Source organism: Nitrospira sp., from assembly GCA_024998565.1.
In the GTDB taxonomy this organism is placed as follows: Bacteria; Nitrospirota; Nitrospiria; order Nitrospirales; family Nitrospiraceae; genus Nitrospira_A.
Window position 1 is genome coordinate 58284 of sequence record JACOEM010000015.1, and the last position, 25619, is coordinate 83902.

Annotated in this window: 26 protein-coding genes and 1 CRISPR repeat array; of the genes, 11 read left to right on the plus strand and 15 right to left on the minus strand. The window is 59.2% G+C overall.

The genetic code is table 11. The annotated features are described in order from the left end of the window. Window positions 1–34: 34 nt before the first annotated feature. The 6 genes from H8K11_18700 to H8K11_18725 all read right to left on the minus strand — a co-directional run bounded on the left by H8K11_18700 (window position 35) and on the right by H8K11_18725 (window position 5546). On the minus strand, window positions 35–706 hold the full coding sequence (locus tag H8K11_18700) for a uracil-DNA glycosylase (protein ID MCS6265778.1): 672 nt from the start codon (window positions 704–706) through the stop codon (window positions 35–37). 90 nt (window positions 707–796) lie between these two features. Continuing rightward, a complete protein-coding gene (locus tag H8K11_18705) occupies window positions 797–2107 on the minus strand; it encodes an FAD-dependent oxidoreductase (protein MCS6265779.1) in 1311 nt (436 codons plus the stop codon). Continuing rightward, window positions 2104–3015, minus strand: a complete 912-nt coding sequence (gene hpnD, locus H8K11_18710) for a presqualene diphosphate synthase HpnD (protein MCS6265780.1) — start codon at window positions 3013–3015, stop codon at window positions 2104–2106. Before hpnD ends, H8K11_18705 begins: the two co-directional genes overlap by 4 nt. Continuing rightward, window positions 2987–3919 carry a cobalamin-binding protein gene (locus H8K11_18715; GenBank protein ID MCS6265781.1) on the minus strand — a complete coding sequence of 311 codons (933 nt, stop codon included), beginning with the start codon at window positions 3917–3919 and terminating at the stop codon, window positions 2987–2989. The genes hpnD and H8K11_18715 overlap by 29 nt, the downstream gene beginning before the upstream one ends. Then, window positions 3916–4623, minus strand: coding sequence for an HAD family phosphatase (locus H8K11_18720; protein ID MCS6265782.1), 708 nt, complete (start codon window positions 4621–4623; stop codon window positions 3916–3918). The genes H8K11_18715 and H8K11_18720 overlap by 4 nt, the downstream gene beginning before the upstream one ends. Before the next feature lie 158 nt (window positions 4624–4781). After that, window positions 4782–5546: an SH3 domain-containing protein gene (locus tag H8K11_18725; GenBank protein ID MCS6265783.1), complete on the minus strand. Its 765-nt coding sequence runs from the start codon at window positions 5544–5546 to the stop codon at window positions 4782–4784. A gap of 360 nt (window positions 5547–5906) precedes the next feature. Between H8K11_18725 and H8K11_18730 the strand changes: the two genes are divergently transcribed. The 3 genes from H8K11_18730 to H8K11_18740 all read left to right on the plus strand — a co-directional run bounded on the left by H8K11_18730 (window position 5907) and on the right by H8K11_18740 (window position 8230). After that, on the plus strand, window positions 5907–6320 hold the full coding sequence (locus H8K11_18730) for a YjbQ family protein (GenBank protein MCS6265784.1): 414 nt from the start codon (window positions 5907–5909) through the stop codon (window positions 6318–6320). Window positions 6321–6482: 162 nt separating this feature from the next. Next, on the plus strand, window positions 6483–7496 hold the full coding sequence (locus tag H8K11_18735) for a hypothetical protein (GenBank protein MCS6265785.1): 1014 nt from the start codon (window positions 6483–6485) through the stop codon (window positions 7494–7496). A gap of 122 nt (window positions 7497–7618) precedes the next feature. Then, the gene (locus H8K11_18740; GenBank protein ID MCS6265786.1) at window positions 7619–8230 is read left to right on the plus strand and encodes a hypothetical protein; all 612 of its coding nucleotides are present in this window, start codon (window positions 7619–7621) and stop codon (window positions 8228–8230) included. Here H8K11_18740 and H8K11_18745 read toward each other — a convergent pair. The 9 genes from H8K11_18745 to H8K11_18785 form a co-directional block, all read right to left on the minus strand. Beyond that, window positions 8223–8957 carry an FHA domain-containing protein gene (locus tag H8K11_18745; GenBank protein MCS6265787.1) on the minus strand — a complete coding sequence of 245 codons (735 nt, stop codon included), beginning with the start codon at window positions 8955–8957 and terminating at the stop codon, window positions 8223–8225. The genes H8K11_18740 and H8K11_18745 overlap by 8 nt on opposite strands. 9 nt (window positions 8958–8966) lie before the next feature. Next, the gene (locus H8K11_18750) at window positions 8967–9803 is read right to left on the minus strand and encodes a Stp1/IreP family PP2C-type Ser/Thr phosphatase (GenBank protein ID MCS6265788.1); all 837 of its coding nucleotides are present in this window, start codon (window positions 9801–9803) and stop codon (window positions 8967–8969) included. Between the two features lie 8 nt (window positions 9804–9811). Next, window positions 9812–11221 (minus strand): serine/threonine protein kinase, encoded by a 1410-nt coding sequence (locus tag H8K11_18755; GenBank protein MCS6265789.1) that lies wholly within the window; start codon window positions 11219–11221, stop codon window positions 9812–9814. Window positions 11222–11366: 145 nt separating this feature from the next. Further along, a complete protein-coding gene (locus H8K11_18760) occupies window positions 11367–12215 on the minus strand; it encodes a PHP domain-containing protein (protein MCS6265790.1) in 849 nt (282 codons plus the stop codon). Continuing rightward, window positions 12212–13141, minus strand: coding sequence for a dihydroneopterin aldolase (gene folB / locus H8K11_18765; GenBank protein MCS6265791.1), 930 nt, complete (start codon window positions 13139–13141; stop codon window positions 12212–12214). The genes H8K11_18760 and folB overlap by 4 nt, the downstream gene beginning before the upstream one ends. Window positions 13142–13474: 333 nt before the next feature. Then, window positions 13475–13945 carry a hypothetical protein gene (locus H8K11_18770; GenBank protein MCS6265792.1) on the minus strand — a complete coding sequence of 157 codons (471 nt, stop codon included), beginning with the start codon at window positions 13943–13945 and terminating at the stop codon, window positions 13475–13477. 119 nt (window positions 13946–14064) lie between these two features. Beyond that, window positions 14065–14304, minus strand: coding sequence for a hypothetical protein (locus H8K11_18775; protein MCS6265793.1), 240 nt, complete (start codon window positions 14302–14304; stop codon window positions 14065–14067). Window positions 14305–14619: 315 nt separating this feature from the next. After that, on the minus strand, window positions 14620–15138 hold the full coding sequence (locus H8K11_18780; GenBank protein MCS6265794.1) for a hypothetical protein: 519 nt from the start codon (window positions 15136–15138) through the stop codon (window positions 14620–14622). 27 nt (window positions 15139–15165) lie between these two features. Then, the gene (locus H8K11_18785; protein MCS6265795.1) at window positions 15166–16077 is read right to left on the minus strand and encodes a caspase family protein; all 912 of its coding nucleotides are present in this window, start codon (window positions 16075–16077) and stop codon (window positions 15166–15168) included. Between the two features lie 742 nt (window positions 16078–16819). Here H8K11_18785 and cas3 point away from each other — a divergent pair. From cas3 to cas2, 8 genes are read left to right on the plus strand one after another with little or no spacing between them, the layout of a single operon-like run. Further along, window positions 16820–19462: a CRISPR-associated helicase Cas3' gene (gene cas3 / locus H8K11_18790; GenBank protein ID MCS6265796.1), complete on the plus strand. Its 2643-nt coding sequence runs from the start codon at window positions 16820–16822 to the stop codon at window positions 19460–19462. Continuing rightward, the gene (casA, locus tag H8K11_18795; protein MCS6265797.1) at window positions 19459–20979 is read left to right on the plus strand and encodes a type I-E CRISPR-associated protein Cse1/CasA; all 1521 of its coding nucleotides are present in this window, start codon (window positions 19459–19461) and stop codon (window positions 20977–20979) included. The genes cas3 and casA overlap by 4 nt, the downstream gene beginning before the upstream one ends. Continuing rightward, on the plus strand, window positions 20976–21494 hold the full coding sequence (gene casB / locus H8K11_18800) for a type I-E CRISPR-associated protein Cse2/CasB (GenBank protein MCS6265798.1): 519 nt from the start codon (window positions 20976–20978) through the stop codon (window positions 21492–21494). Before casA ends, casB begins: the two co-directional genes overlap by 4 nt. Beyond that, window positions 21491–22645, plus strand: a complete 1155-nt coding sequence (cas7e, locus tag H8K11_18805) for a type I-E CRISPR-associated protein Cas7/Cse4/CasC (protein MCS6265799.1) — start codon at window positions 21491–21493, stop codon at window positions 22643–22645. Before casB ends, cas7e begins: the two co-directional genes overlap by 4 nt. Window positions 22646–22648: 3 nt before the next feature. Beyond that, a complete protein-coding gene (gene cas5e / locus H8K11_18810; protein ID MCS6265800.1) occupies window positions 22649–23344 on the plus strand; it encodes a type I-E CRISPR-associated protein Cas5/CasD in 696 nt (231 codons plus the stop codon). After that, window positions 23331–24005 (plus strand): type I-E CRISPR-associated protein Cas6/Cse3/CasE, encoded by a 675-nt coding sequence (gene cas6e, locus H8K11_18815; protein MCS6265801.1) that lies wholly within the window; start codon window positions 23331–23333, stop codon window positions 24003–24005. The genes cas5e and cas6e overlap by 14 nt, the downstream gene beginning before the upstream one ends. 24 nt (window positions 24006–24029) lie before the next feature. Next, window positions 24030–24950, plus strand: a complete 921-nt coding sequence (cas1e, locus tag H8K11_18820; protein MCS6265802.1) for a type I-E CRISPR-associated endonuclease Cas1 — start codon at window positions 24030–24032, stop codon at window positions 24948–24950. Then, entirely contained in the window at window positions 24931–25242 is a 312-nt protein-coding gene (gene cas2 / locus H8K11_18825; protein MCS6265803.1) for a type I-E CRISPR-associated endoribonuclease Cas2, read from the plus strand. The genes cas1e and cas2 overlap by 20 nt, the downstream gene beginning before the upstream one ends. A gap of 80 nt (window positions 25243–25322) precedes the next feature. Continuing rightward, window positions 25323–25595: direct repeats of the CRISPR family, unit length 29 nt; unit sequence GTGTTCCCCGCGCGAGTGGGGATGAACCG. Window positions 25596–25619 lie beyond the last annotated feature (24 nt).

Below are 25619 nucleotides of genomic sequence, written 5' to 3' on the forward strand. Positions count from 1 at the left end.
CCGTTTCTGGTTCAGTCGCTTCAGCGCGCGGTTGCTATGACCCGAACAAATCCATTTGTTGCGCGGTCGTAGCCGGGGGATCGATCCGCAATGTCCCGGTGGGGCTCGAAGCGGCTCCCTCCTGCGTCGCAGGAGGCTGGCTGTGCCGGTCGAGAAACTCCTTCAGCTTCTGAAAGTCCTCCCGCAAAGGCTGCAGCATGGTTCCCTGGTGCAGCGCTGCCGCGGGATGGAGCAAGGGAAACAGCACGAATTCCTTCAAATAAAACGCCTGCCCGCGTACTCTCGTAATCCCGACCTTACGCTCCAGAAGTGTCTGCGTCGCCCAATTGCCCAGCGAACAGACCAGCTTCGGCCGAATCATGGCGATCTGCTGCAAGAGAAACGGTTTGCAGGTCTCAACCTCCTGAGGTTCGGGGTCGCGGTTATTCGGCGGGCGGCATTTGATCACATTGGCGATGTAAATATCCGCGCGCGAGAGCCCTGCTGACTCCAGCAAGTCGTTGAGCAATTGGCCGGCTGCGCCGACGAACGGCTCCCCCTTCTGATCCTCGTGAAATCCCGGTGCTTCCCCCACGAACATGACGGAGGCATGCGGATTACCCACGCCGAACACGACCTGGCGTCGACCGAGCTTGGCGAGCGGGCAACGTTGGCAGTTGTGGAGCGAGTCGGCGAGTTCCTGCAGGGTGGTCAGGGATGAAGACATAGACGTTCCCTTCGAATGCGACCAAATCTTAGTCGCGGTATTGGGGGATGTCAACGTGGTCCCGCGCGAGCGGTCTGCGCGCAACACGAGTCATGATGCGTCGGCTGGAACGAGTGCGGCGGAGCGTTGGCCGCTGAGAATTGCGGACTCCAGATTGGCCGGCCAGCCGGTATCGGTCCAAGCGCCGGCGACGAGAAAATTGGCAAACGGACTGGGTGAGAGCGGCCGGCACTGTTGCGTGCCCGGTTTCGTGGTGAGTATGGCCGACGGGAGACGAATGACGTCCGCCTCGATCAGTTTGGGAAGCGGGCCGCCGGGGAACGCTCTCGCCATGTCTTTCAGCGTCAGGTGAACGAGGTCGTCTTTCGATTGTGGCAACAGGTCCGGCTCATCCACTGCGACGGCCCACAACACAGTTGCCTGCTCATGCCGTTCCTCGTCTGCGTGCCGGATCATCCAATGAAACCGGTTGCGCTCCAGCATGATGAGTTGTGTGTGTTCGACCGGTTGCGCCAGGTGCAGGCGAACGATCACCAGAGGAGACTCACTCAGGCGGCTGATTTGCTGGAAATAGGCATAGTGCGTCACGACCCGTTCCGGCAAGAGCGGCGTGAGCCGATGGTGCGGCAACGCGGCGATATACCAATCGGCGGTGAGCCTCGTGCGGTCTGCCAGTTCGACATGGGCGACACGATCCTGGGTGAAGTGCAATTGCGTCACCGTCGTGTTCAGCCGACACCGGACTCCTATCCGGTCAAGTTCCGCTCGAAGCGGCGTGAGCAGGAATGAATCGAGTCCGTGAGGCGGAATGATCAACCTCGTGGCGCGGGCACCCGTCAGAAAGCAGCGCCGCAGTGTGCGCATGAAAAGCTCTGCGGAGACCTGCGGAAGTGCCGCCCCCAGCAACAAGCGGGCGAGGCTGTTCCAGACACCCTGCCGGGCCTGTTCCGACTGGCCGATGCTCGCGAGCCACTCGTCGGCGGCTCGGGTGTCGAGATCGTTCGGCAACGGAGGATCCTGTTCCCATGTGCGTTCAAGGAAGGAGAGGAGATGCCAGCGGTCCCGCATCGACAGACCCTGGAACAGGGTGGTTCCGAGGAGAGTGTTGAGCGGGGACGGCAGGGGAAGGTGCAGAAATTGGATGTGAGCGCCCGTCGCCTGAAGAAATTCAAGCGGGGTGTGTCGCAGCCGCCTGGCGGCGGTGTCTTTGCCGAGGGTCTTGAGCAGCGACCAGGTGGCCGTGTGGGCTTCGAGGAGCAGCGGCGGAGGCGCGTGGCACAGTCGCCCTCCCAGGTGGTCGGCCTGCTCGATCACGGTGACCGTATGGCCGTCGGCGGCGAGGTGCAAGGCTGCCGTCAGACCGGCGATCCCGCCGCCGAGGATGAGCACTGTCCGGTTCATGGAGTCGAAGAGGGAAGGCGGGAGCGCAACCACACGCCCGCTGCCACGGCCAGCCGATGGCTCGGAGTCAGCGTGACCCGATCTCCCAAGACGCGGTAACCGGACTGCTCGATCCGTTGCAGGATCCGGCCATACACACCGCGCATGATTTCCGCGACCGTCAGGGCCCGGCGTTCGGCGCGCGGCAGCGAATCGAGCGCCCGCGCCGCCTTGGCGTAAAATTCCTTTGCACGGCCGACTTCAAACCGCATGAACTCCGTAAATTCCGGCTTGTATCGCCGGTGCAGGAGATCTTCCTCCCGGTAGGCGAAACGAGCGAGATCTTCTTGCGGCACGTAGACGCGACCGCATTCCGCATCGTTGCCCAGGTCGCGAAGAATATTGGTCAATTGAAAGGCCATGCCGAGATTGACGGCATAGTCCTGGGCGCGCGGGGAGGTGGTGCCGAACACGTGCAGGCAGATCAATCCCACCACCGACGCGACCCGATAACAGTAGAGGGACAGTTGGTCGAACGTGGCGTACCGCGTGGTGGTGAGGTCCATCTCGACGCCCTTAATGAGTTCCTCGAAATAGGCTTGCGGGATGGACAGCTCCCGTACGTGCCGGGCAAGGCTGACGGTGACGGGCAACGTCGGCGTGCCGTCGTAGGCGGCGGCCAGCTCGCGCCGCCAACGGGCCAATTCCTCCTGCGGATGACTGCCGGGGGGCGGCTCGTCCACGGCGTTGTCCACCTCCTTGCAGAAGGCGTAGACCGTGTACATCGCTTCGCGGCGGGCTTTGGGTAAAAACAAAAAGGAGTAGTAGAAATTGCTCCCGCTTTTTTTGGTGAGGGTCGTGCAGTAGGTTTGGGCTTCAGCTGGTGTCATCATCGTGTCATCAGTGTGAGTGCGTCGTCTGTCCCTCAAGTCGTTCGACGGAGGCGGGGAGGCGGCGGCCATAAGAGGCTGGGTGCAAAATGGCGGCAAGTTGTTCCACGCCGTCGATCAGTCGTGGGCCGGGGCGGCTGAAGTAGGAGAGCGCATCGACCAGGTAGACTTCTCCCCTCTGAACGGCGGGAAGATGTTGCCACTGCGGATGCGCCGTCATGCTTGCGAGTTCGGCTTTCGTGCGCGGGACGGTCAATCCGCAGGGCATGAGGACGATCACGTCCGGTTCAGAGACCGCGAGTGTGTCCCAATCCATTTTCCGGGAGGCCGTGCCGGCCTGCGCCAAAACGTCGATGCCCCCTGCAGCGGTCACCATGTCGGGAACCCAGTGGCCTGCGGTGTAGAGCGGCGAGAGCCATTCGATACAGGCGACTCTGGGGCGCGTTGCCTGAACGCCCACGGTGGCTCGCACGGTGTCGAGCCTGCCGCGGAGTGCCGCGGACAATTGCGTTCCGGCTTCTTCCCGCCCGATGGCTGTTCCGATCGTTTCCATATCCCGCAGGATGTCATCAAGTCGTCCGGGACTGAGGGTGAGCAGGCGAGGCGGCGGCGAAAGTGCATGAACGACCCGTTCCAACTGTGACGGGGTGATGGCGCAGACATCACACAGAGCCTGGGCAATGATCAGGTCCGGTCCTGCAGCCAAGAGCCGGGTCTCATCCAATTCATAGAGACCTGCCTCGGCGGCGAGCAGCGCGCCGACCTGCTGGTCGATCTCAGCGCTGGAGAGGTGATGGCTCTCGATGCGCGGACGCACCATCACCGGGATGTCTGCGAGGCTCGGCGGAAAGTCACATTCATGGCTGATCCCGATCAGGTTGTCTTGGCGGCCCAAGGCCGCGACGACTTCCGTGGCGCCCGGCACCAGCGAACAAATTCTCATGGGCGGCCTTGAGCCGCTCCCCACAGGCGCGCCTGCAGGTCCTGCAGTCTGGTATCTGCAAGCGAATGGGTAATGGCGTCGGCTTCTCCGAGATCCTGCACGGTGTGGGTATTGGCGACAGCCAGCACTTTCATGCCGGCGGCGCGTGCGGCTCTGATTCCGGGCAGGGAATCCTCAATGACCAGGCAGTCGTTCGGGGACAGTGCGGGTCGGTTCGCTTGTGAGTTCAATCCGGCCATCGCGTGGAGGAAGGGATCGGGCGCCGGCTTGCCACGGGTCACGTCCTCGGCGCTGGTAATGTGCAGAAAGGCTTTCCGAAGACCGGCCTCGTCCAGAATCAATTCGATTTCATTCCGCAGCGCGCCCGAGGCGATGGCGAGCGGATATCGGGCGGCGGCCTCATGAACCAGTTCGCGCACGCCGGGGAAGATCGCCAGATGTTGTTTGACGGCGGCGAGGTAGGCGTGGGCCTTGTGCTCCATCAATTCGCCAAGGAGTGAGGGAGAGGCCTGGCGCTGGTGGGACTGCAAGGCCGCCAGGAAGCAGCCGCGATCGTCGAAGCCGAGGTAGTCGGTGTAGTACTCCGCTTCGGTGAGTGAGATGTCAACGCCGGCCAGGACCTGTCGCAGGGCGGCAAAGTGCAGCGGCTCGGTGTCGGCAATGACTCCGTCGAAATCAAAAATGATGGCGCGTAGTTCGCTCATGGTCGTCGTTCGGGCATCCCTGTGCGTAGTTCGTTGGATGTCGGCCTGTCGGTCGTGTGGGCGCGGCATTATAACAAGGGTGTGCCGACAAGAAAAGACGACGGCCCGTCCCACTGAGGAACGGGCCGTCATCCGGGGCATGAAAAACGATCGTGTGCTTAGCGTTTCAGCCTGAGGCTACGCTCAGGGATCCAGCCTTTTCGGCCATCCTGGGCGCGTACCGAGTAGACCCAGCCGCGCTTTTGGTAATCGCCATCCAGAATCGTGAGCGTGGCGCCCGCCAGCACCGTCGTGCTGGTCTTGGTGCCGACGGCGTCAACGAAGAGGGGGACGGGGGACTTGGGCCTGGTCGGGTCGGCGATGACCGTCACCCGTTGACCTTCCGCATAGAGCGGACCGGCGACGCGCACGGTCGGAGCTGCGGGCTTGGGGGCTGAAGCTGCCGGCTGGAGAGCCGGCGTGGCCGGTGCGGCTGTTGCGGGCACCGGCAAGGCGGACGATGGCGCCGATGATGGCGCGGGCACATCCGCCGGGGCCGGGGCACTGTTGTCGGCTACCACCGGTGGAGCGGGTGGTGCCACGGTCGGAGCTTGTTTCGGAGCCTGAGCCTTGACCGGCGGTTTCTGGAGCACGGGTTGAGCGGGCTCTGCGCCGCCACCCAGATAGGGTTCAACCAGCTGCATGGCTCCATCCGGGTCCATGGCAACGTAGCCGACTCCTCCCACCAGCAGGAGCAGTAGAATCCAGAGCAACGGCTTGTTGCCGGATCGCTTCGGCGAGTTCATCGGCGGCGCCGGGGGCGGCACCGATTCATCCAGGTCTTCCTCGGTGAATTCCAGATCCGGCTCCGGTTGACTTGCGAACAGGAGATGCCAGTTCGTCCACTCGCTGCGTATGGCAGGAATGCCCGTAGATGAAACCATCGGAGGACCTCCTCATTCGAAACAAAGGCGCGGGTCTGTTACTCGTAGGTACTTATCACCCGTCCCACAGCCTGTCAATTTTGTTCGACAAAGCGGCAGAGGGCATGAAGGTTCCGCGACAAGGACCGGCCGGCCGGGAGTCTGTCCGACATGACCGTTCTACTGCGGCAAACGATCCACGATCATCTGCGTCGTTCTCGGCCCGAAAAAGTCCTCAACATATCCCAGCGAGTACGCTTCCGGGTTTTCCGTGCCTGCGCCCGCAGAGGCGGAGCGCGTGAGGGGTGACTTGTTGCGCAAGGGCTTGCAAGTTCGAACATCCTCGTTGCAGAATCGCCCACCACCCTGAATGTGACGACGATGAAGTCCTATCGAGAAGAACTCTGGTTTGAAACCAAGACCAGGCGCGCATACGTGAACATTACGCCGCAGGTCGAGGCCGTGGTGGGGAAAAGCGGGGTGCGGGAGGGGATGGTGCTGGTGAATGCCATGCACATCACCGCCAGCGTGTATATCAACGACGACGAGGCGGGGCTGCTGCGCGACTATGACGATTTTCTTGAGCGCCTCGCCCCGCACGAGGCGACGTACCGCCACAACGATACCGGGGAAGACAACGGCGATGCGCACATCAAGCGTCAGCTCATGGGGCGGGAGGTGGTGGTCGCGATTACAGATGGGAAGCTGGACTTCGGGCCGTGGGAACAAATATTTTACGGAGAGTTTGATGGACGGCGGCGCAAGCGTGTGCTGGTGAAGGTCATCGGGGAGTGATGCCTCAAAGCGCTGTCGGTCAGATGACTCCGACAGACCCTCCAGTAAGATCGATGAAGAACCGCATTCGCGCTTGCCACGTTCTGGAAAGTTTGGCAACATGGACCACAGGATGAACACAGACCATTCAGTAAGACTGTATATCGACATGGGAGGCCGGCCATGTTGAGTTGGTCACGACCGGATCCGCTGACGAGGGATTTGATTCATTTGATCAACGCCCGTCGCCATGACCATGGGGATACGGATGCTGCGATCGATACCCTGCAAGCGTTTATCGAGCAGGGACGCGAGCAGGATCTGTTGACCGTCCTGGCCGCGCTCGACGAGGAGATGGCGGAGTGGATGTTTGATTTGGTGGCGGAGGCCTCGTGTGCCGTCATCATGGACGGGCCGGATGACGACAAGGGTGCGTATGCCTTGATGGCCGCATTGGAGTTACCGCTCCAAGCCAACCTGGGGTTGCCGCTCGGATTGAAGATCGACCCCGTTGCGACGGCGGATCTGTTGCATCGACATTTGCAGATTCCGGCCGGTGTGGTCGTGCGGGTGGAACCCCGTCTCCTGACCGACGCGACCCTCGAAGGATTGACCCTCCAGACGTTGAACGAACATCTCGTGAGTATTGCGGATTCTCAGCGCACTCAGGCGATTGCATCGCGTCTCCATCCGCCGGTTGAAAACACGGCGTTTCTGTTCTTTCAATTGATCGGCCTGCCTGATCCCGGCCTGCCGGATTCGCTCGAGGAACCGGAGCGTCGGGCGCTGCTGGAAGGGCTCGTCGCGCAATGCGCCGAGCTGGCGCTGGCCCCGGACACGTTGGAGGTGCCGGTCTATGCGTCGTATGCGTTGTTCGACGCGCAGAATGCCGTGCGATTGCACCGGTTGGCCGACGAAACCGCCGCAGTCTGGCGGGATTTGGATCCCATGGTACGGGCGCGCACGATCGTCCATCTGCACACGCAATGCGGCAACGGCGTGTATATGCCGGTCTGGACCGATCTCTTCGATCCGGAGTTGCCGGAGGACCACGGTCCCGTGTGGACGTCGCCCGACGTATGGGTGTTCACGGCCGACCTCCCGATCGAATGGCCGGGGGAAATGCTGACCAATCGATTGCTGGCTGAAGGGTGTACCCGCTTCGAGAACCACATCGTCGAAGCGCCCGAGAATTGAGCGGCGGTTACCGGACGATCCCATGTGTGCCGCCCCGCCGCACGCGTCGAAGCGACAATGGGAAGCCGCTTCCCACATCCCGCTGATCGGGCAGGATCGATTTCACATCCCGTAGGAGCTCCTTGGCTGGCCCATCCCGACTCGCTTCCGTCGTGATCGTAACAGTACTCAGTTGTGTGGTGTTGGGCGCAGTCTGGAGCCTGGTGCTCTATACGCTGCCGCAGAGCGACCTGGCCCCCGAGCCGACACCGGTGTTCTCCCCGACGCAACCTGCGACACCTTCTGCTCCGGCACATACCGGTGTTCAAGCCCAGCCGACCCCGGAGCCGGTTTCGCAACCGGTGGTGGTGCGGGAACCGGCGCCGGTCGTACAAACCGAAGCCCGCGAACATCCTCCGGCTGAACCTGTGCGTGCGCCGTTCGGAAGGGATCTGAAATGCGACCTGGAAATCGAGGCGTTGTGCCCCGAGGAGGAAGGGGAGCGGCGCGCCTGTCTGCAACGCAAGGCGGCAGAACTCTCCGCCCCATGCCGGCCGATGCTACGGGAACGGCTCGTGCGGATGAAAGAGGCGATGCAACAGCTGCGTATGGCCTGTGAGGCGGATCGAAGGCAGTTCTGTCGGGAGGTGCCGCTCGGCGGCGGGGCGTTGGTGCAGTGTCTGGAATCTCATGCCCAGGAAGTCTCGGACCAGTGTTTTCAACTCCTGCCGAAACGGGGTCGGTTGCTCAACTAGCCCGCATGAGGCTCCCCTTCGGGTCGCGCAGCAAAAAACGCATGGTGAGACCGGCCACTTCCACCACATCTCCGTTGCGAAGCGCGTGTTCCCCCTGAATGTGCCGGCCGTTCACGAGAATACGTTTTCCGCTCTCGGTCTGGCTCACCACGTATCCTTCGCCGCGCCGGCTGATCATCGCGGCTGTTTTCGGCGCAAACCACCCGGTCAAGGTGATGACAGCGTCGTCCTGCGCGCCGATCAGCGACACGTGTTTCGTCAGGTGATACTGTGCGTGCCCGCTCTTTCCCGAGAGAATCTCCACCACGCCGATTTTCTGTTCCGCCTGCGGGCGCTCGCCGCCCATCGGACGCGACACCACCATCGTTTCGTCGGTGAGCAGGCTCTCGCCGGTGCCGGCCGTGTCCGCCGTGATCGGGTGCACATCACGAAAAATCAACCGGTGTGTGCCGAGACGAATGCTGTCGGCGTCGCGTAGTTGTCGCCGGTCGATTTTCTGCTCGTTCACGAATGTGCCGTTGGTGCTGGTCAGATCTTCGAGAAACAGCACTTGCTGCACCTGGACGATCCGGGCATGGTGGGCGGAGACCGCGAGGTCGTCCAGGCAGAGATCGTTGTCGTGCTTTCGCCCGATCGTGAACGGCGTGCGCGAGACCTCGAGTTCTCGTGTGCCGCCCTGCGGCACCTTCACGAGGAGCGTGGGTGATGTTGGGTGGTGCTGGGACATGGTCGCTCCTTAGGATGATTCGGTGGTCGGTGCGGAGAACAACTGTGCGCACATGCGATACCACATGCCCGGCTTGCGCTGCCTGAGCATCGCCACGATGACGGTCGTATTGTCGGTGCCCCCGGCGGCATTCGACAGGGCGATGAGACGGTCGGAGACGGTTTGTGGATCGGAAGACTCCTGCACGGCGCGGAGGATCGTGTCGGCCGAAACGCCGGCGGTCAGGCCGTCGGAGCAGAGGAGGAACATATCGCCGTCCAACACGGGGAGTTCTCCCAGCTCGACCTCCACCAGAGGATGCACGCCGACGGCGCGGGTCAACACATGCTTGTGCGGTGCGCGCGTCGCGTCATGGGCGGTCAGCAGTCCGGACTGCACCTGCTCCTGGACCAGAGAATGGTCTGTCGTCAGGAGTTGCAGCGCATTGCCGCGGATCAAATAGAGGCGACTGTCGCCCACGTGGGCGATCGAGAGGATCGGCCCGACCAGCCAGGCCGCCACGACCGTGGTGCCCATGCCGGCGTATTCGGCATGACGCGCCGCCTCCTGATGCACCTTGTGATTGGCCAGCCGGACGGCGCTCGCCAGCCGGTTGGTGGCGGATGAGAACTCCGGTCGTACGGCGCCGATCAGGGGGAGAGACGGGTCGGCTCCGGCCTCCGCCAGGTGGCGTGGAATGATGTCGATGACGCGGCTGCTGGCGACCTCTCCTGCACGGTGGCCACCCATTCCGTCACAGACCACAAAGAGACCGGCGGAGGGATCGGCATGAAAGCGATCTTCGTTGTGCGCGCGGGTCAACCCGACGTCGGAGGTCGCTCCATGTGTCACGTACAAGGAGTGCATGGTCGGGCCTACCTCGGCATGATCTGAAACACGTCACGGAGGTCCTGCGCCATATCGCTGGCATGTCGGTATCGGTTCGGAATTTCTTTCTGGAGTGCGCGATCGAGGATGGCTTGGACCCTGGTGGGAAGATCGCGGCGGTATTTCATCAGCGGGGCATGCGGAGCTTTGGCGATGCGCGTGACGAGCGCCGGCATGTTTTCCGCGTCGAACGGCCGTTCACCGGTCAACAATTCGAAGAGCACGATGCCGAGGGAAAAAACATCGGACCGGCCGTCCACATCTTTTCCCGTGGCCTGCTCCGGCGACATGTATCGCGGTGTGCCCAGAATCATGCTGGTTTGGGTCTTCGAGCCGCTGGCCATCTTGGCAATGCCGAAATCCATCACCTTCACGAGGCGTTGTTTCAGGATCATGATGTTCGGAGGCTTCACATCGCGATGGATGACCCCTTGGCTGTGCGCATAGTCCAGGGCATCGGCGACCGTCGCCACGATTTGCAAGGCCTGCTTGGCCGGGAGGATCGTGGATTTCTGGCAATAGCAGCTGAGCAGGGTGCCTTCGAGGTATTCCATCGCGATATAGGCGAGACCCTCCTGCTCACCGGCGTCATAGACCGTGACGATGTTGGGGTGTGAGAGCCGTCCGGTCGATTCGGCTTCGCGAAAGAAGCGGTCCCGGAATTCTTTGAGCTCCTCCTCGTTGTCGATGTCGTCCAGCCGCATGGTTTTGATGGCGACGTGGCGTTGGATCGTCGGATCTTTGCCCAGGTAGACGACACCCATGGCGCCACGACCCAGTTCCCTGACGACCTGGTAGCGGCCCAGCGTGTCCGGGACGGTGGCTCCATTGCGGATGATCACGGTGCCGCCTGCACGGGCCGGGTTGGGAGTAACCGCGTCGGCGGTCGCGCGGGTTTCTCCGGTCGCCCCTGCCGGCGCCTCTTCTTCTTCAACCGCACGATGGCGTGGACGACCGGCGAAGGCCCGGGTCAGCGCCTCGGCATGACGAACCCAGGCGAACGTCAGCCAGATGGCCGCGCCGATCAAGCCGCCGGTGATCAGCCAGTTGTAAAGCGGTTGCTTGGGGGGCCCGAGCACCGGAACGCCGTGCGCCTCATAGGCGCGAGTGGCCACGAGGACGATCAGGAGGAGCGCGGAGGGAAACAGAATCGCGCGGAAAAAGGTTTGCCCCTTGCCGTTGTCGTGCAGGTCCTGCCTGGCCCGGGTCGCGGTGAGCCAGATCATCAACAGGCAGATCCCGTCGGCGATCAGCCGCACGGCCTGCGCGACGTTCATGCGTAACGGCTGGAGAAATGTGTGTGTGAACAGCGGAAGAGTGGCCAGTAACGGCCCGACCATAATCGCAAGGATGATGACGATCAAATACGGGCCGATCCAGCCCCAGGATGTGGTCATGTGTTGGAGTCGTGCGTAGTTGTTCCTCAGTGTAACCCAAGGTCTTGGAGTGTCAACGAAACGAGGGAATAGTGCACCCTGGAGACAGGAGAGGGATCGGTCCCGGAGAAGGCGATGGGGTGATCGCCGGGCTGCCGCCGGAAGATCAGTTCGAGGTTGCGGCTTTTCTGAGCGGATCGAGCAGTTTCTCGGAAACCTTCAACTGACCCCGGCCGATGCCGACCTCAATATCCGGCTTGGTGACACCGTGGAAATCGCTTCCTCCGGTGACGAGGAGGTCGCACTGCTTGGCCAGCTCAAGGTATTCGGTGGTCTGGCTGGGTGTGTGAGTGCTGTAGTGCACTTCGATGCCTCCCAGTCCGGCGGCTTTCAGGTCGCGGACCAGGGTGCGCAAGCCGTCTGCGGATGTTCTCACCCAGGTCGGATGCGCCAGCACCGGTACGCCGCCGGCCTCACGAATCCATCGCACCGCCTCGGCCGGTTCCGGCAACTCACGATCGACAAAGGCCGGGCGGCCGTTGGCCAGATAGCGGTCGAAGGCTTCCTTGGCCGACGTGACGAACTTTTTTTCCATCAAGAGCCGGGCGATGTGTGGGCGGCCCACCGATTCGGTACCGGCCAGGGCCCGCACTTCTTCATAGGTAATCGGGATGCCCAGCTCGTTGAGGCGTTGGACGATCTTCGGATTGCGTGTGTGGCGGCTGTCCCGCAAGGTGCTGAGACGTTGGGCCAGGAGCGGATCGGTCCAGTTCAGAAAATAGCCGAGGATATGGAGTTCACTCTCGCCGAGGCGCGAGCTGATTTCGACCCCGGGGACGACTTCGATGCCGAGTTCGGCCCCGATGGCCGTGGCTTCCGCAATCCCCTCGACAATGTCGTGGTCGGTGATCGCGAGCGCGGTGAGGCCGGCCTGCTTGGCAAAGGCCATTACGTCGCGGGTGGAAAAGCTGCCGTCCGAATGGGTGGTATGGAGGTGAAGGTCGATGCGACTCATCGTGGTAGTTCAGGCCCCGCTTTCTGCGCGACCAAGCGCGCGGTGTAGCATGGCCCGCTGCCATGGCCCCCGTCATGTTCGCCCTCGTCGTAATGGAGCACGCGAAGCGGGGCGGTCAATCGGAGTAGTTCGTTCTGCGCCAGACAGAATTCCCATCGGCGCGGATGCTGGTGACGGAAGTAATTCTCGATGCTGAAGGTTTCGTAGATCAAGATGCCGTTCGGTTTCAGCGCGTCTATCAGCACCGGAAAGAGGGGACGATGCAGGTAAAAAAAGACGACGATGGCATCATAACATTCCCGGCCCAAGCTCGGGGGATGGTCGGGCTTTTCTTCCAAATCCAGTACCCGCGTCGTGAGGCCGGAGAGGTGCCGTTCCCCGGCGGCTTCTTTCAGCGCCGTCAGTGCGAGACTGTCTCGATCGATGGCTTCGACTTCCATGCCATGGGACAGCAGATGCAGGGCATGGCGTCCACGGCCTGCCGCGACATCCAGGACCCGGCCTTTGGGGAGGCGCCCCAGTTGCTGCGTCAGAAACGGCGCGGGGCTCGGTCCTGCCTGCTGCGCGGTGCGAGTCCGGTCCACACGAACACCGACTGAGCCGGCGACCATCGCCAACGGCGCATGGAGTTTTCGGATCCAAAGCTGCACCCGGTCGACCGGGAATTCTGAGAAGAGCATCCCGACCAGCTGTTCCGCGAGGGTTTCCAGGAGGCGGCAGGTCAACGAACCGCTGAGCGCCACGAGGCGTTCCGCGACCCGGGCATAATCAATTGTCTCATCGAGGCGATCCGAGAGGCCGGCGGCGTCGACCGCCGCTTCCAGCTCCACATCGATCGCGATCAACTGCGGTTTGCCGCGTTCCTCTTCCGTGACCCCACAGCGGCCGTAACACTCCAGGCGTTCGATGATGATGCGCGGTGCCATGGCGGCATTGTCGTGGATGGGCTTTCGGGCTGTCAAGCAAGACGGGGGCGGGCCCCTGCCGAGCAGGATGAGCGTGAAACGTCAAACGTGAAACGTACCTCGCGAGGATTACCCCGGATTATCCATGAATGCCGTCGCGAGGCGTTTGAGACTGAAGCCCGCCGGGGTTTCTCGCCCGTAAGGCCGACGCAGGCGTACTGGCAGTCCGTCGAGGAGGCCGAACGAGAAAAACCCCGTTGGGCGAGCGGATCGGACGCCGGAGCAGGTATTCATGAATAGTCCGGGGTGAGCGCGTATGGCTGATGGCGTAGAGCTGGTTTTTCCGCAGCCTGCCTACCAGCGGGCAGCGAGACGTTTGGCGAGTCCATTCGCCGGCGAGAGCGCACGGCGGATCGGGGACAGGATCGTTGAGGGGATATGGATGTTCGTGATCTGCTGTAGGAGGCGAACGGCAGTCAATCGCAGCAGCTCTGCCGCTTGTGCGACGGTCGGTTCATCGCCGCGACCAAGGCGGAGCAGTTTCAATTCGGCTTTATAGACCGCGCGGCGCCGCCAGGTGGCATGAATGGCGACGGCGGCCACGAGGGTGAGGAGCAAAGGATTCGGGGGCATGGAGAACAACCAGCGCCACCATTCATAGAGAGCCAGGGCACCGAGACACATCGGCAGCGAGAGGACATCGCCCCATGCCGACTGGAGACGCCGGATCTGTTCATCGACGGATTGCCCGGTGAGCCGCCGTGGAGTCAGTTGCAGGGGAGTGCGACGGTTTTTCGAACCGAATAATCGCGCGGGCAGAAACATTCCAGATCCCTCCTGTCGTGAACCAGCTCACGTACAGCAGCATTGTATGGCAGGTCGGTTGATCGGAATAGCAAAGACAGAATTTCAGCAGCCGTCCCGGTCGTTGTTCCCGGGCGTGCTTATCGGTTTGTCTCTCCGTTAAGTTTGAGCACCAGGTAAGGCGTGAGGTAATAACACAAGACTGAAATCATTACGCCCGCCGCGGCGCCGATCAAGCCGCGCACATAGACGCCGAAGAACGGGAGCAGGAAGACAAGAAGGATCATCGCCACTGCGATGCGCTTATGCCGTTCATAAAAGGCGGTGCGTCGCGCCGGAGTGAGCGAGTCGGAGAAAGATACGGGAGATGGCACTGCCATGAGATTGCGCTATTCCTTTTCTGCCGGATTGCGTGTAAGAACGTGCATCCCCGACATGCACGGGGCGTATTCATTTAACACGGGAGGCTGGTTATGGCGAAGGGCATGCAGCAGAAAAAAGCGACCAAGAAGAAGCCGGCGAAGACGATGATGGAAAAACGCGCGGAAAAGAACGCGAAGAAGGGCCGCTGATCCGGTTTCGTTCCTGCATCAGCGCCGCCCGATGATGGCGACGCGTACCTGTGTGACCGGAGGGGCGCCGGACCGCATGCCTTTCCGGTCACGCAGGCGGTCGACCGTTCTCCGGCGCCCGCCTCAACGCAACTTCTGCAGGACCCCCTCCGCGACAACGGCGTCCGGATCGCCTCCTACCATCAAGTCCTTGTCGCCGAAGTGAGAGATCGAACTGGTGGTCACCCGCATCTTGAGGCCGCCGGGGACGAGGGCATATTCGAACAGCGCCGCTTCCTGCCGTTGATCCAGATAGCCTTGGCTTGCCCGCTCGAAGGAGCCGACGATCCCGACCGACAATCGCCCCTGCCCCCGCTCGACACGCTTCACGACCATCCGTTGTACGCCGCCTCCCGGTGGAACGTATTCCACCGTTTGACCGACCTGCGACAGCTCCACTTGCCGCGTCAGTCCCTTGTTGTTGGTGTACGAGTAGAGGGGAAAGCCCTGCGGGCTGAAATCGATTTGCACTTCGGCCTGGCTGCCGTCGGCACTGCTGAGCAGCCCTTTCCAGGCGCCGGTCAGGTCTGCCGCTTCAATGGCGTCGGACATGAGCAGCGCCATGACCATCATTGTCATGCCGATCAGCCGCTTCATCTTCATGACTTTCCTTCCTGTCGGTCGTTGTCGTCACACCGTGAAGGGTCGCTGGCGCACGAAACGCGCGGCTGCCCCGAGGGTAAAGAGATTCGGAGACTGGCTGGCCGGCAATCCCGCCTTGATGGCGGCGTGGAACTTGGCATAGTTCCCGCTGTAGTTCCCATGGTTCCAGACCTTCAGCAACTGTTCGGTGAACGCGCCGTTCTGCTCGCCATCCATGGAGGTTTGGTTATCCTGGCAGCCCGAGATGAGAAGCACCGATGCCTTGAAGTCTTTCGCGATCGCCGTCAAGCGCGGACTGACGGCTAGTTGGGCGAGCACGCTATCCGGATCGGCCACAGAGGCCTTGCCGGCCGCTTTGGCGACGTTCTGCTGCAAGGTATCGTAGAACTTCTGGTGCTCGCGATAGGTGCGGAGGCCGACGGAGATCGGCATCATTTTCGAGCGCCTGATCGATGTGTTGGGATCGAACTGCGGGGGCATGTTGCGGGTGACGGTGCCGCTATGGCAGCTGTCGGAGAACACCAGAATTCGCACGCCCGCCGCGAAGCGGCTCAATTCGAAGTACAACTCATCGTCGATCAGCTGGCCGTCGTACAAGCACCAGGTTTCGTCCTGCTTGTCCGCTTCCTCACCGGTGACGTCGGGGACCTGTCCGCCGTGGCCTGAATAGGTCAGAAAAAAGAGATCGCCCTTCCGCAGTGTCTTTGCGGCCTTGCGCATGGCCGCCAGGGTCTTGGCGCGTGTTCCCTTCTTGGTCAGCAGCACCGTGGATTTCATGCCGCGCGAGGCGGCGATCGCCGCCATATCCTTGGCATCGAACTCACAGGCCGCCAGGTCGCCGCTCCAGCCACCGTATGCGGCGGGGCTCACGGCGTTCAGGCCGATGTGCAGGGATAGGCCCTTCGGTTTGCTGCTGGATGACGACGTGGTCGTTGCCATACGTACCTCCTTGGTCGGTGGGACAGGGTCAGGATGAACAAGACGATGCAAAAATATGGCGGTACGGTAGTCCTTAAGGAGAAATCTGTCAACGGAGAAGGAGGGGAGAATGCCGGTATTTCAAGCGTGTCGGCGTTTGGAACGTCGTGTCGTGAGAAAAAACGAGATCGCCCGAAACTGTGACCCCGGATGTCACACCGCAGTGGTAGGGTCGGGCGAATGCGCAGAGCAAATGGCTTATGGCATATGGCCGATAGTAAGAGCGGGTAGGCCAGGCCACGTTTCTTGTGACGCATCGTTCGGGTATCCCGGGAATGTTCAATGCTCAATTCACAATGTTCATTGAACGTCTGCCTGCAAGACGAGAGACGCGTCACGAAGTAGAGGCCCTAGGTATTTATCTAGGATGGAATGTCGAACTTTGCGCGGGACGGCTACGGCAATTCTTGCTACAGTGCGCTGCCCTCTACAGCCGGTCACGGGAGGATACGTGATACATCGACGCAACCTCTGCCGGGCACTAGCAGCCCTGGCGCTTGTCGGACTATCCAGCCCGTTTCAGAAACTCGCCGCCGCGGAGGAACATTCACAGCCAACATCGCGCGCGCAACCTGACAGAGCCCACGAAGGTGGGCAGGAGAAGTGGGTTGTCTGTATCTCAAAACGTCAGGAACTATGTGAACCTGTGACGTTTTTGAGAGCATCTCGTCGCATAAACCAATTCTATTCAAATATGTAGGCGATGGATCACGCGTTACGAAATCTTTGGGCAAAAACGTCAAGGGAGGAGGGCGATCGGTGGCACCCCCTGATCCTGCACATGCTGGACGTGGCTGCAAGTGCAGAGGCCCTTCTGCACCGCGAACCGGAGTCGACTCGTTCAAGGATGGGCGCGATCTTAGGATTGCCGTGGGAGCTAGCAAGGCCTTGGCTGTTATTTTTGGTGGCTTGCCATGACTTGGGTAAGGCTTGCCCAGGCTTTCAGTGCAAATGGCAGAATTTGTCTGGCCTGGATGCAGGAAGAAGCCCCAATACCGACATCAATCACGCCTTTGTGAGTCAGATCGAGTTGGGCTCCTGGCTTATAGACCAGGGATGGCCAGATCAATTGGCAGAATTAGTAGCCGATGCCGTGGGATGCCATCACGGAGAGAGAGCTGCTCCAAGCATCCTAAATCATCTGATGGGGGATCGGAGGGCTACTGGAAAACCTGGGTGGAGGGATGTGCGCCATGGACTCATAGAAAATCTTCTAGATGTTCTCAAGCCGACGACTAGGCCCACAAAGGAAACTCTATCTGGCCCTGACTTCATGCTGTTGTCGGGGCTCACGAGTTTTGCCGATTGGATCGGTTCAAACGAAGAGGAGTTTCCCTTTGGAAGGCCCGCAGACTGCAGCGACTTGAACGCGTGGTTCGAGTCGCGAAGAACTCGTGCCGAACGAGCGTTAAATGCCATGGGATGGGGGCACAGAACCCCGTTGACCCAAGAGCCAAAGTCCTTCACGGATGTGTTTGGCTTTGCGCCGCGTCCATTACAGCAAACCGTTGCCGAGGCTCTGACCGAATTGGAAGCCCCTGCCATTCTGCTCTTAGAGGCTCCAATGGGTGAGGGCAAGACCGAAGCAGCGTTCTTTGCTCATCTTGAATTACAGAGGAGATTTGGGCATCGCGGTTTGTATGTAGCCCTGCCGACGAAAGCTACGGGCAATGCGATGTTCACGCGAACACTCAAATTCCTGCGTGACCAGGGAATTAAGAGAAATCTCGATATCCAGCTGGTACATGGTGGCGCATTACTTAACAATGCATTTCAGGACTTGAAAGTGTCTGGCATCTGGGACGAGAAGGAAGGGCAGGTAAGAGCCGGGGAATGGTTTACGAATAAGAAGCGGGCGTTACTCTCTGAGTATGGAGTGGGAACGATAGATCAGGCTCTGTTGCCCATTCTTCCGGTGCGGCACAACTTTGTCCGTCTCTGGGGGCTCGCGAATCGAGTGGTCGTTTTTGATGAAATTCATGCCTATGACGCCTATACGGGCACACTCCTCATTCACCTGTTGCGCTGGCTTCTCGCACTTGGAACATCCGTAGTTCTTCTTTCCGCGACGCTGCCACCATCGATTCGTCGAAAATTAGCCACTGTCGTAACCACAACATGGCTTGAGCAAGAGGTGGAGTATCCGCGCCTATCTGTTTTTCAACATGGTGAGAAAGTACGCCAGAAACATTTTCAGGCTGATCCGGCACGTCGCCAAACAGTGCGACTGCAAATTCTTCCCCCGACCTTACCCGAAATGCGTGTCGCCCTAGAGGCGCACCTTACTATGGGGGGAATGGGCCTGGTTCTCCTCAATACGGTTCAACGGGCCCAGGACCTATACCGGCTATTTCCCGACGGTGAGCCTGTGAGGCGGGGAGATCAACATGTTGGCAAGCGCCTGGTAGATGGAACGGAAGTCTTCCTCTTTCATGCTCGCTTTCCGGCAGACATGCGACAACAGCGTGAACAGCAGGCGCTAGAGGCCTTTGGAGTATCTACCCATCGAACCGGCCGAAAAATTCTGATCGCGACTCAAGTGGCAGAGCAAAGCCTTGATGTGGATTTTGATGTGATCGCGACTGACCTTGCACCCATCGATCTTGTGCTCCAACGTGCAGGGCGGCTGTGGAGACATGCGCGGTCAGTCAGGCCGATGGTCGAACCGTTTCTTCTGGTCGCGGGGCTTGCCGGCGACGCACCTCCCTCGTTTGGAAAACCGCTCTGGTGGGGCAAGGTCTACAGCGAGGACATCCTGTTGCGTACGTGGAACCTCCTGCGAGGGAAGCAGCAATTCACACTTCCGGATGAGATCGATGCTCTTGTTCAGGCGGTGTACGAGGAGCAGGTCGGCGTGCCTGAGTCAGTGCAGGATCGATTGGACAAAGCTTTGATGACCAGCGATGGAAAGATGATTGCTCATACAGGGCAGGCAAATCAGGCCATCATAGGCTTTCCCAATGACGCGTCTTGGAACGATCCCGCGCGATTTGTACTCTACGACGAAGATGAGCCGGGCGTGCATCGCACCCTCATGGCACAGACCAGGCTGGGTGAAGATTCGGTTGTTGTGATTCCCTTGTGGTCGGAAGACAGCTACGACTCTAATGTCATTCCGGATTTCGATCAGTCAAAAACGTGGTTCCTTCGCGCCATGAGTCTCACACGAGATGGTGTAGTCCAAAAACTTAGAAAGTTGGGAGTGCCGGAGGGCTGGAAGGAGTCGCCGCTCCTGCGTAACTGCTTCCCGCTGCGGCTAAGCGAGGATGGTCGATGGATTGAGAATGCTACCGTGCGACTTGATAACGACTTGGGACTGGTGTACGAGGCAAAGGAGAGCGAATGAGCCGTTTCAACCTAATTGACGAGAAGTGGATTCCGGTTCGTTTTCTCGATGGAAGCCGACAGGAGTTGGGGACCCAAGATACCCTGTTGCGGGCTCGGGAAATCGCGGCTATTGAACATCAGTCACCACTGGTCGTGGCTGCTCTGCACCGATTCTTGCTCGCCGTCTTGTACCGAGCATTGGAGGGACCGACTGACATCGATCAAGCCAAAAATCTGTTCAGGGATGGACTGCCTAGTGAAAAAGTCAGAGCCTATCTAAGAAAATGGAAAGATCGCTTCTGGTTGTTCGATGAGAAGTATCCGTTTGGACAGATTCCAAACTTTGAACCAAGTACATGGAGATCTTGGACCGTACTTGCCGCCGAGCACAATGCTGACAATGCTAAGGTGTTGTTCGATCATGTGGACGTTGAGGCCCCGGGGACCATTTCTGAATCTGCTGCTGCTTGCTGGATTCTAGCCACCCAAACTTTCTCCGTGAGTTGTGGCAAGAGCGAACTTGCTCATACTGGCACAGCTCCTTCTGCCACGGCTGCAATTATTCTACCTCTGGGGGTTGATCTTCAGGACACCCTACTTTTTGCTCTCATCCCAGAAAATAGAGAAATAGCTGGTGGCGACCGTCCTCTATGGGAACGAGAACCAGAAGCGGTTGATGCATTGCGACAGGGAGTTAAGAGAGCATCAAGTGGCTTTGCCGACCGGTACACCTGGCGAATCAGGTCTATCCGCTTAGCTCAAGACAATTTCGGTCGTGTCGAAAAGCTGGCGTTCGCTTCCGGCGTTGAAGACTCCTCTGTGGATCAGGTGGATCCTATGCTGAGCTATAGAATCCATGACAAGCACGGGAAATTGCCCATACAGTTTCGAGACCGAGGTCTATGGCGAGACTTTGATTCGCTGCTACCCGACCAGTCTCAATTGGCACCCCAAGTGATTGAGCACGCACTTAGACTAACTCGGTCAAATTTGGCGCGGTTCCCGAGATCGGTATTGGTTCTCGGTCAAGCGAACAACAAAGCAAAGATCGAGTATTGGCGTATGGAGAGGTTCGCGCTGCCGGAGGCACTAACTGGCAATCGTTCCGTCCGAACAGAAATACGACAGCTTCTTCAGGAAGCAGAGGACGTACAGAAATATCTCTGGCTGGCATGTCGATCCTACGCCCGCAATCTTCTCAGTCGAGGAGAACGAGAGCCCGACGCTAGCGATGTTAAGAAATTCGTAGTTCAAATGCCCACAGACTCTCTGTACTGGTCTGTCTTGGAGGCCCGTTTTCATGAGATTTTGCAGCAGTACTCCTTTGACCGCGACCCCGAGGATATTCGCTGTCAGTGGTTGCGGTTTGTCAAAGATGCGTTGATTCAATCTTGGGAGCAACATCGTATCTCGGTATCTACAAGCGATGCGTGGGCCATCCGCGCGTTGGTGAAAGCTGAAGGGCCTGTGCGGGCTAAGTTGAGAGAACTCGACGAGCAAATCCTTAAACTCACACCGACAATGGAGGGAGCATGAGCAGATTCATTGAGTGGTTGGAGGAGCTCAATAAAAAGGACACCAAAGTGCGGGCCGTGCTACGGCGCAGCTTGGCGTTTGAGCCGGGGACTTTCGTGCCCGCCTACCCTTACGTTGAGCCGTTTGTGAAGGGCGAAAGCGACCCATGGCGAAGGGAGATGCACTACCTGGTTGCAGGTCTTTGGGCCGCCCACTGGCGGGAGGGTCGACCGGATAGCCTGATTTCCATTGGAAGGGCGTGCGCCGCGCATCAGGCGGCTAGCGGGTCGACCAGCACCGAACGGCGCTTCATTACACTGCTTGATTCCGATGGCGATCAGTTGCCGCACCATCTGCGTCAGATGATTGCGCTGCTTAAAGATCAACCCATAGATTTCGATGCGCTTCTGAGCGGTCTGCTGTATTGGAACGATGATCGGAGGCGTACTCAGAACGGGTGGGCGCAAGACTTCTATCGAAACCTGGAAGACGATACAGAAACGGAACTGACTACCCCGGAGGAATTGCCAGCATGAAAACCTTGATCGAGATTCACGCGCTGCAAAATTTTGCTCCCTCGAATTTGAACCGGGACGATACGGGCGCTCCAAAAGATGCGTGGTTTGGGGGAAGCCGCCGTGCGCGGCTCTCTAGTCAATGTCAGAAGCGGGCGGTTCGCAGCTATTTCGACCAAAAGAGAGAGGAAGGGTTTTTCAGTTCCGAAGAACGCGCAGTCCGAACCAAACGGGTCTATGAAGCCATTGCCGATTTGTTAGCTGGCAAGCGCACAAAAGAGGATGCCTTGGCCAAGGCGGAAATAGCCTTGGCATACGTCAAGCTCAAATCCGCTGAAGGAGGCAAGACCCAATACCTACTCTTTCTTGGACAGAGAGAAGTAGCAGCCTTGGCCGAGGCGATTCACAGGTTCTGGGATCAGATCGTGCCTGAGGCGAAAGATGGTGGAGAAAAAGCCAAAGGGAAAGGGAAAAAGGCGGTTGCCGGCGGTGCACCGAAAGAAGTTCAGGATCATATCATCGCCATCTTTAACGGCGGCAAGGCTGTGGATGTGGCCCTCTTCGGCCGAATGCTTGCGGACATGCCGGAGAAGAACCAGCACGCTGCCTGCCAGGTGGCCCACGCGATCTCGACTCACGCAGTCGAGCGGGAGTTCGATTTCTATACGGCCGTGGATGATTTGAAGCCGGAGGACACGGCTGGGGCGGACATGATGGGAACTGTGGAATTCAACTCGGCCTGTTTTTACCGCTATGCCGTGGTCGACTGGGAGAAACTAAACGCCAATCTGCAAAGTGACGCAGAGCTTGCGGAGAAGGGGTTGAAGGCATTTCTGGAAGGTTTCGTTGTTGCCGAACCGACCGGCAAGCAAAACACCTTTGCAGCACACAATCAGCCGGAATTTGTGGCGGTGTCCATTCGTCGCAATACGGCGCCGTCAAATCTTGCCAATGCCTTTGAGACGGCTCTTCGTGCCCGCAAGGACGAATCACTGACTAGAGTGTCCGCAGAGAAGCTGGTCGATAAATCAAAAAAGCTGCGAGCTGTGTATGGCGGTGATGGACAGACCTTTGTATTGAATCTCACGGAGACCAAGCTCGATGGGTTTGGAACCTCGGTAAACAGTTTGAAGGAATTGCTGGAGAAAAGCCTCGCTGCAGTGAAGGAGTAAATCATGCCCACCCTGTTACTTCGACTGGTCGGTCCTTTGCAGTCTTGGGGAACGACCAGCCGGTTTGATCAGCGTGATACCGGGAAAGAGCCGAGCAAATCTGGTGTCGTGGGCATACTCGCCGCTGCGATGGGAATTGACCGGGAGAACTGGGACGATCTTCAGCCGCTCACTCATTTGTCGATGGGGGTCCGTCACGATCGCCCTGGAGTTCCTAAGCGCGACTACCAGACAGCGGGATGTGCCGGAAATGACTCTATCATCAAGGCGGATGGCAGTCAGTCCAAGGATGGAGTCGTTTCACATCGGTTTTACCTTGCGGATGCCGCATTTCTCGTTGCGTTGGCTGGCAATGACCGTGCACTGCTCGAGAGAGTTCATGCCGCGTTGCGTGATCCTGTCTGGCCACTGGCTCTGGGGCGGAAATCCTATGTGCCATCCGAGCCAATTTGGATTGAGCACGCTGTGCTAGATATCCCGTTGCTAGAAGCCTTGTCGCGATGGCCATGGATCGCTACATCGCGGAAATGGGAAGCGCTTCCTAAGAAGCTCTTGATCTCCCTCGAATCCGAAGATGGCTCCGGCGTCCTCAAAATGGACCAACTGCTGTCTTCTTTTGCTGAACGGCGATTCGGCGCGCGGTTTGTGCGCTCAGAGTGGATTTCGTTTCCGCAGGAGGTGAAGCATGTTTCTCCATAGAATCCATCTTGATCCACACTGTCGTGAGGCCAGACGCGACTTGGCTGACCCCTATCAGCTTCATGCGAGTCTGTGTCGAGCATTCAGTCCGCCTGAGCAAAAGTGTCCAGAAGGAGAAGTGCTGTGGCGACATGAGCCAGAAACGGGGTCCGATGGATATCCTCGCGTGCTTGTCCAAAGCCGCAGGATTCCGAACTGGGATGGTATTGGCGTCAAAGGTTGGCTGGCGCAGGCTGATCCCCCCATTGATCTGAAGAGCCGCCTAAAGTTTGATGCACTCACTGTCGGCCAGCGCTTTCGATTTAGGTTGCGGGCGAATCCGTGCGTTACTCGAAATGGTAAGCGGCTCGGGTTGCTTCAGCTCGTAGAACAGGAACGCTGGATTCAGCGAAAAGGGCAGTCGCATGGGTTTGTGCTTCCAAAACTGTCTTCCTTTGACCTTTCGGAAACGGGGCAAGAACGGGTTGATGTGCGGGTTTCCCACGAGCGGATGCTAAGCGGACGGCAGCATCAGGGAAACAGTATCCGCATATTCTCGGTCTTGTATGACGGTGTGATGACAGTTACCGACGTGGATGCATTTGTGAAGGTGCTGCAGACGGGTATCGGACATGGCAAAGCGTTGGGACTTGGGCTCCTGTCTGTGGCGCCGATAGCTTGAGGAGAAGAAGATTGGAGCCCCAGCATGGCTGAAATTTTGCCTCCGTTGAAACCCATCCCGATCAAAGAGCGCCTATCCGTGCTCTACATCGAGTACGGCCACCTTGATGTCTTGGACGGCGCCTTTGTGGTGGTGGATAAGAACGGGGTGCGGACGCATATTCCTGTTGGGGGTGTGGTGTGTTTGATGCTGGAGCCGGGCACTCGAGTCTCTCACGCAGCCTGTGCGTTGGCTGCCCGCGTCGGAACCCTGTTGGTATGGATCGGGGAGGCGGGTGTGCGGTTGTATTCAGCCGGACAGCCCGGCGGCGCGCGCGCCGATCGCCTCCTGTACCAAGCCAAGTTGGCCCTGGATGATGAATTGCGGTTGAAAGTCGTGCGCAAGATGTATGCACTCAGGTTCGGCGAGGAGCCACCTCAGCGTCGTTCTATTGAACAGTTGCGCGGCATCGAAGGCGCTCGGGTGCGTGAAACCTACAAGCGGGTAGCGGCGCAAGTGGGTGTCCAATGGAAAGCGCGGAACTATGATGTGGAAGACTGGGCTCAAGGCGACATTGCGAATCGCTGTCTTTCGTCCGCCACGGCCTGTCTGTATGGTGTGACAGAAGCGGCGGTGCTGGCAGCGGGATACGCACCGGCGATCGGCTTCATCCACACGGGAAAACCCCTGTCCTTCGTCTACGATGTGGCCGACATCTATAAATTTGAAACTGTCGTGCCGTTAGCCTTTCGGATTGCCGCCAAGAATCCGCTGAATGCCGAGCAGCAAGTGCGCTTGGCCTGTCGCGACAGCTTCCGCCAGACCAAACTGCTGGAACGCATCATTCCCGGCATTGAGGAGATGTTGGCGGCAGGAGAAATTCCGCGGCCTGCTCCGTTTGAAGAGCAGGTGCCTCCAGCCATCCCCAATCAGGAGAATATCGGCGATGCTGGTCATCGTACTTGAAAATGCACCACCTCGGCTTCGTGGACGGCTCGCAGTCTGGCTCCTAGAGATCCGGGCTGGAGTCTATGTCGGCAACTATTCGATAAAAGTGAGAGATCATATTTGGAGCCAGGTTGAAGCCGGTATCGGAGAAGGGAATGCCGTTATGGCCTGGCGCAGTAATAATGAAGCGGGATTCGATTTCGTCACGTTGGGCGTAAACCGTCGAATTCCGATAGAGGTCGATGGAGCGAAGCTGGTCAGTTTTCTTCCCGAAACCGACTCCAATACTCAACAAGCTCAGTCATCGTAAGTGGGTGTCTTTTCGCAAAATCAGTCGGTAGATTTCATGGGCAATGAATTGTCCTGGTAGATCAATGTGATGAAAGAAGTGTGTTCCCCGCGCGAGTGGGGATGAACCGAAATGGCGGATTAGCCCTCTTGCACGCGTGTGGTGTTCCCCGCGCGAGTGGGGATGAACCGTTATTTGTACTTGTTATATTGCAATCAACAATGTGTTCCCCGCGCGAGTGGGGATGAACCGTCTCTAGGGAAATTTCAGGGGAATGGGTCTGAGTGTTCCCCGCGCGAGTGGGGATGAACCGTACACGAGAGGTCAAGCATAAAATACGTATTTGTGTTCCCCGCGCGAGTGGGGATGAACCGCACACTGCGAGTGCGGCGCATTGA

What these genes read in the sequence shown, in the direction of transcription:
- cas1e (MCS6265802.1), top strand. Translation starts at nt 24,030, where the DNA reads ATGGCTGAAATTTTGCCTCCGTTGAAACCCATCCCGATCAAAGAGCGC.
- cas6e (MCS6265801.1), top strand. Translation starts at nt 23,331, where the DNA reads ATGTTTCTCCATAGAATCCATCTTGATCCACACTGTCGTGAGGCCAGA.
- H8K11_18745 (MCS6265787.1), bottom strand. Translation starts at nt 8,957, where the DNA reads ATGTCCCAGCACCACCCAACATCACCCACGCTCCTCGTGAAGGTGCCG.
- H8K11_18735 (MCS6265785.1), top strand. Translation starts at nt 6,483, where the DNA reads ATGTTGAGTTGGTCACGACCGGATCCGCTGACGAGGGATTTGATTCAT.
- H8K11_18725 (MCS6265783.1), bottom strand. Translation starts at nt 5,546, where the DNA reads ATGGTTTCATCTACGGGCATTCCTGCCATACGCAGCGAGTGGACGAAC.
- cas3 (MCS6265796.1), top strand. Translation starts at nt 16,820, where the DNA reads ATGGATCACGCGTTACGAAATCTTTGGGCAAAAACGTCAAGGGAGGAG.
- H8K11_18705 (MCS6265779.1), bottom strand. Translation starts at nt 2,107, where the DNA reads ATGAACCGGACAGTGCTCATCCTCGGCGGCGGGATCGCCGGTCTGACG.
- H8K11_18785 (MCS6265795.1), bottom strand. Translation starts at nt 16,077, where the DNA reads ATGGCAACGACCACGTCGTCATCCAGCAGCAAACCGAAGGGCCTATCC.
- H8K11_18715 (MCS6265781.1), bottom strand. Translation starts at nt 3,919, where the DNA reads ATGAGAATTTGTTCGCTGGTGCCGGGCGCCACGGAAGTCGTCGCGGCC.
- H8K11_18775 (MCS6265793.1), bottom strand. Translation starts at nt 14,304, where the DNA reads ATGGCAGTGCCATCTCCCGTATCTTTCTCCGACTCGCTCACTCCGGCG.
- casB (MCS6265798.1), top strand. Translation starts at nt 20,976, where the DNA reads ATGAGCAGATTCATTGAGTGGTTGGAGGAGCTCAATAAAAAGGACACC.
- casA (MCS6265797.1), top strand. Translation starts at nt 19,459, where the DNA reads ATGAGCCGTTTCAACCTAATTGACGAGAAGTGGATTCCGGTTCGTTTT.
- H8K11_18755 (MCS6265789.1), bottom strand. Translation starts at nt 11,221, where the DNA reads ATGACCACATCCTGGGGCTGGATCGGCCCGTATTTGATCGTCATCATC.
- H8K11_18780 (MCS6265794.1), bottom strand. Translation starts at nt 15,138, where the DNA reads ATGAAGATGAAGCGGCTGATCGGCATGACAATGATGGTCATGGCGCTG.
- H8K11_18750 (MCS6265788.1), bottom strand. Translation starts at nt 9,803, where the DNA reads ATGCACTCCTTGTACGTGACACATGGAGCGACCTCCGACGTCGGGTTG.
- H8K11_18720 (MCS6265782.1), bottom strand. Translation starts at nt 4,623, where the DNA reads ATGAGCGAACTACGCGCCATCATTTTTGATTTCGACGGAGTCATTGCC.
- cas2 (MCS6265803.1), top strand. Translation starts at nt 24,931, where the DNA reads ATGCTGGTCATCGTACTTGAAAATGCACCACCTCGGCTTCGTGGACGG.
- folB (MCS6265791.1), bottom strand. Translation starts at nt 13,141, where the DNA reads ATGGCACCGCGCATCATCATCGAACGCCTGGAGTGTTACGGCCGCTGT.
- H8K11_18760 (MCS6265790.1), bottom strand. Translation starts at nt 12,215, where the DNA reads ATGAGTCGCATCGACCTTCACCTCCATACCACCCATTCGGACGGCAGC.
- cas7e (MCS6265799.1), top strand. Translation starts at nt 21,491, where the DNA reads ATGAAAACCTTGATCGAGATTCACGCGCTGCAAAATTTTGCTCCCTCG.
- H8K11_18730 (MCS6265784.1), top strand. Translation starts at nt 5,907, where the DNA reads ATGAAGTCCTATCGAGAAGAACTCTGGTTTGAAACCAAGACCAGGCGC.
- H8K11_18770 (MCS6265792.1), bottom strand. Translation starts at nt 13,945, where the DNA reads ATGTTTCTGCCCGCGCGATTATTCGGTTCGAAAAACCGTCGCACTCCC.
- cas5e (MCS6265800.1), top strand. Translation starts at nt 22,649, where the DNA reads ATGCCCACCCTGTTACTTCGACTGGTCGGTCCTTTGCAGTCTTGGGGA.
- H8K11_18700 (MCS6265778.1), bottom strand. Translation starts at nt 706, where the DNA reads ATGTCTTCATCCCTGACCACCCTGCAGGAACTCGCCGACTCGCTCCAC.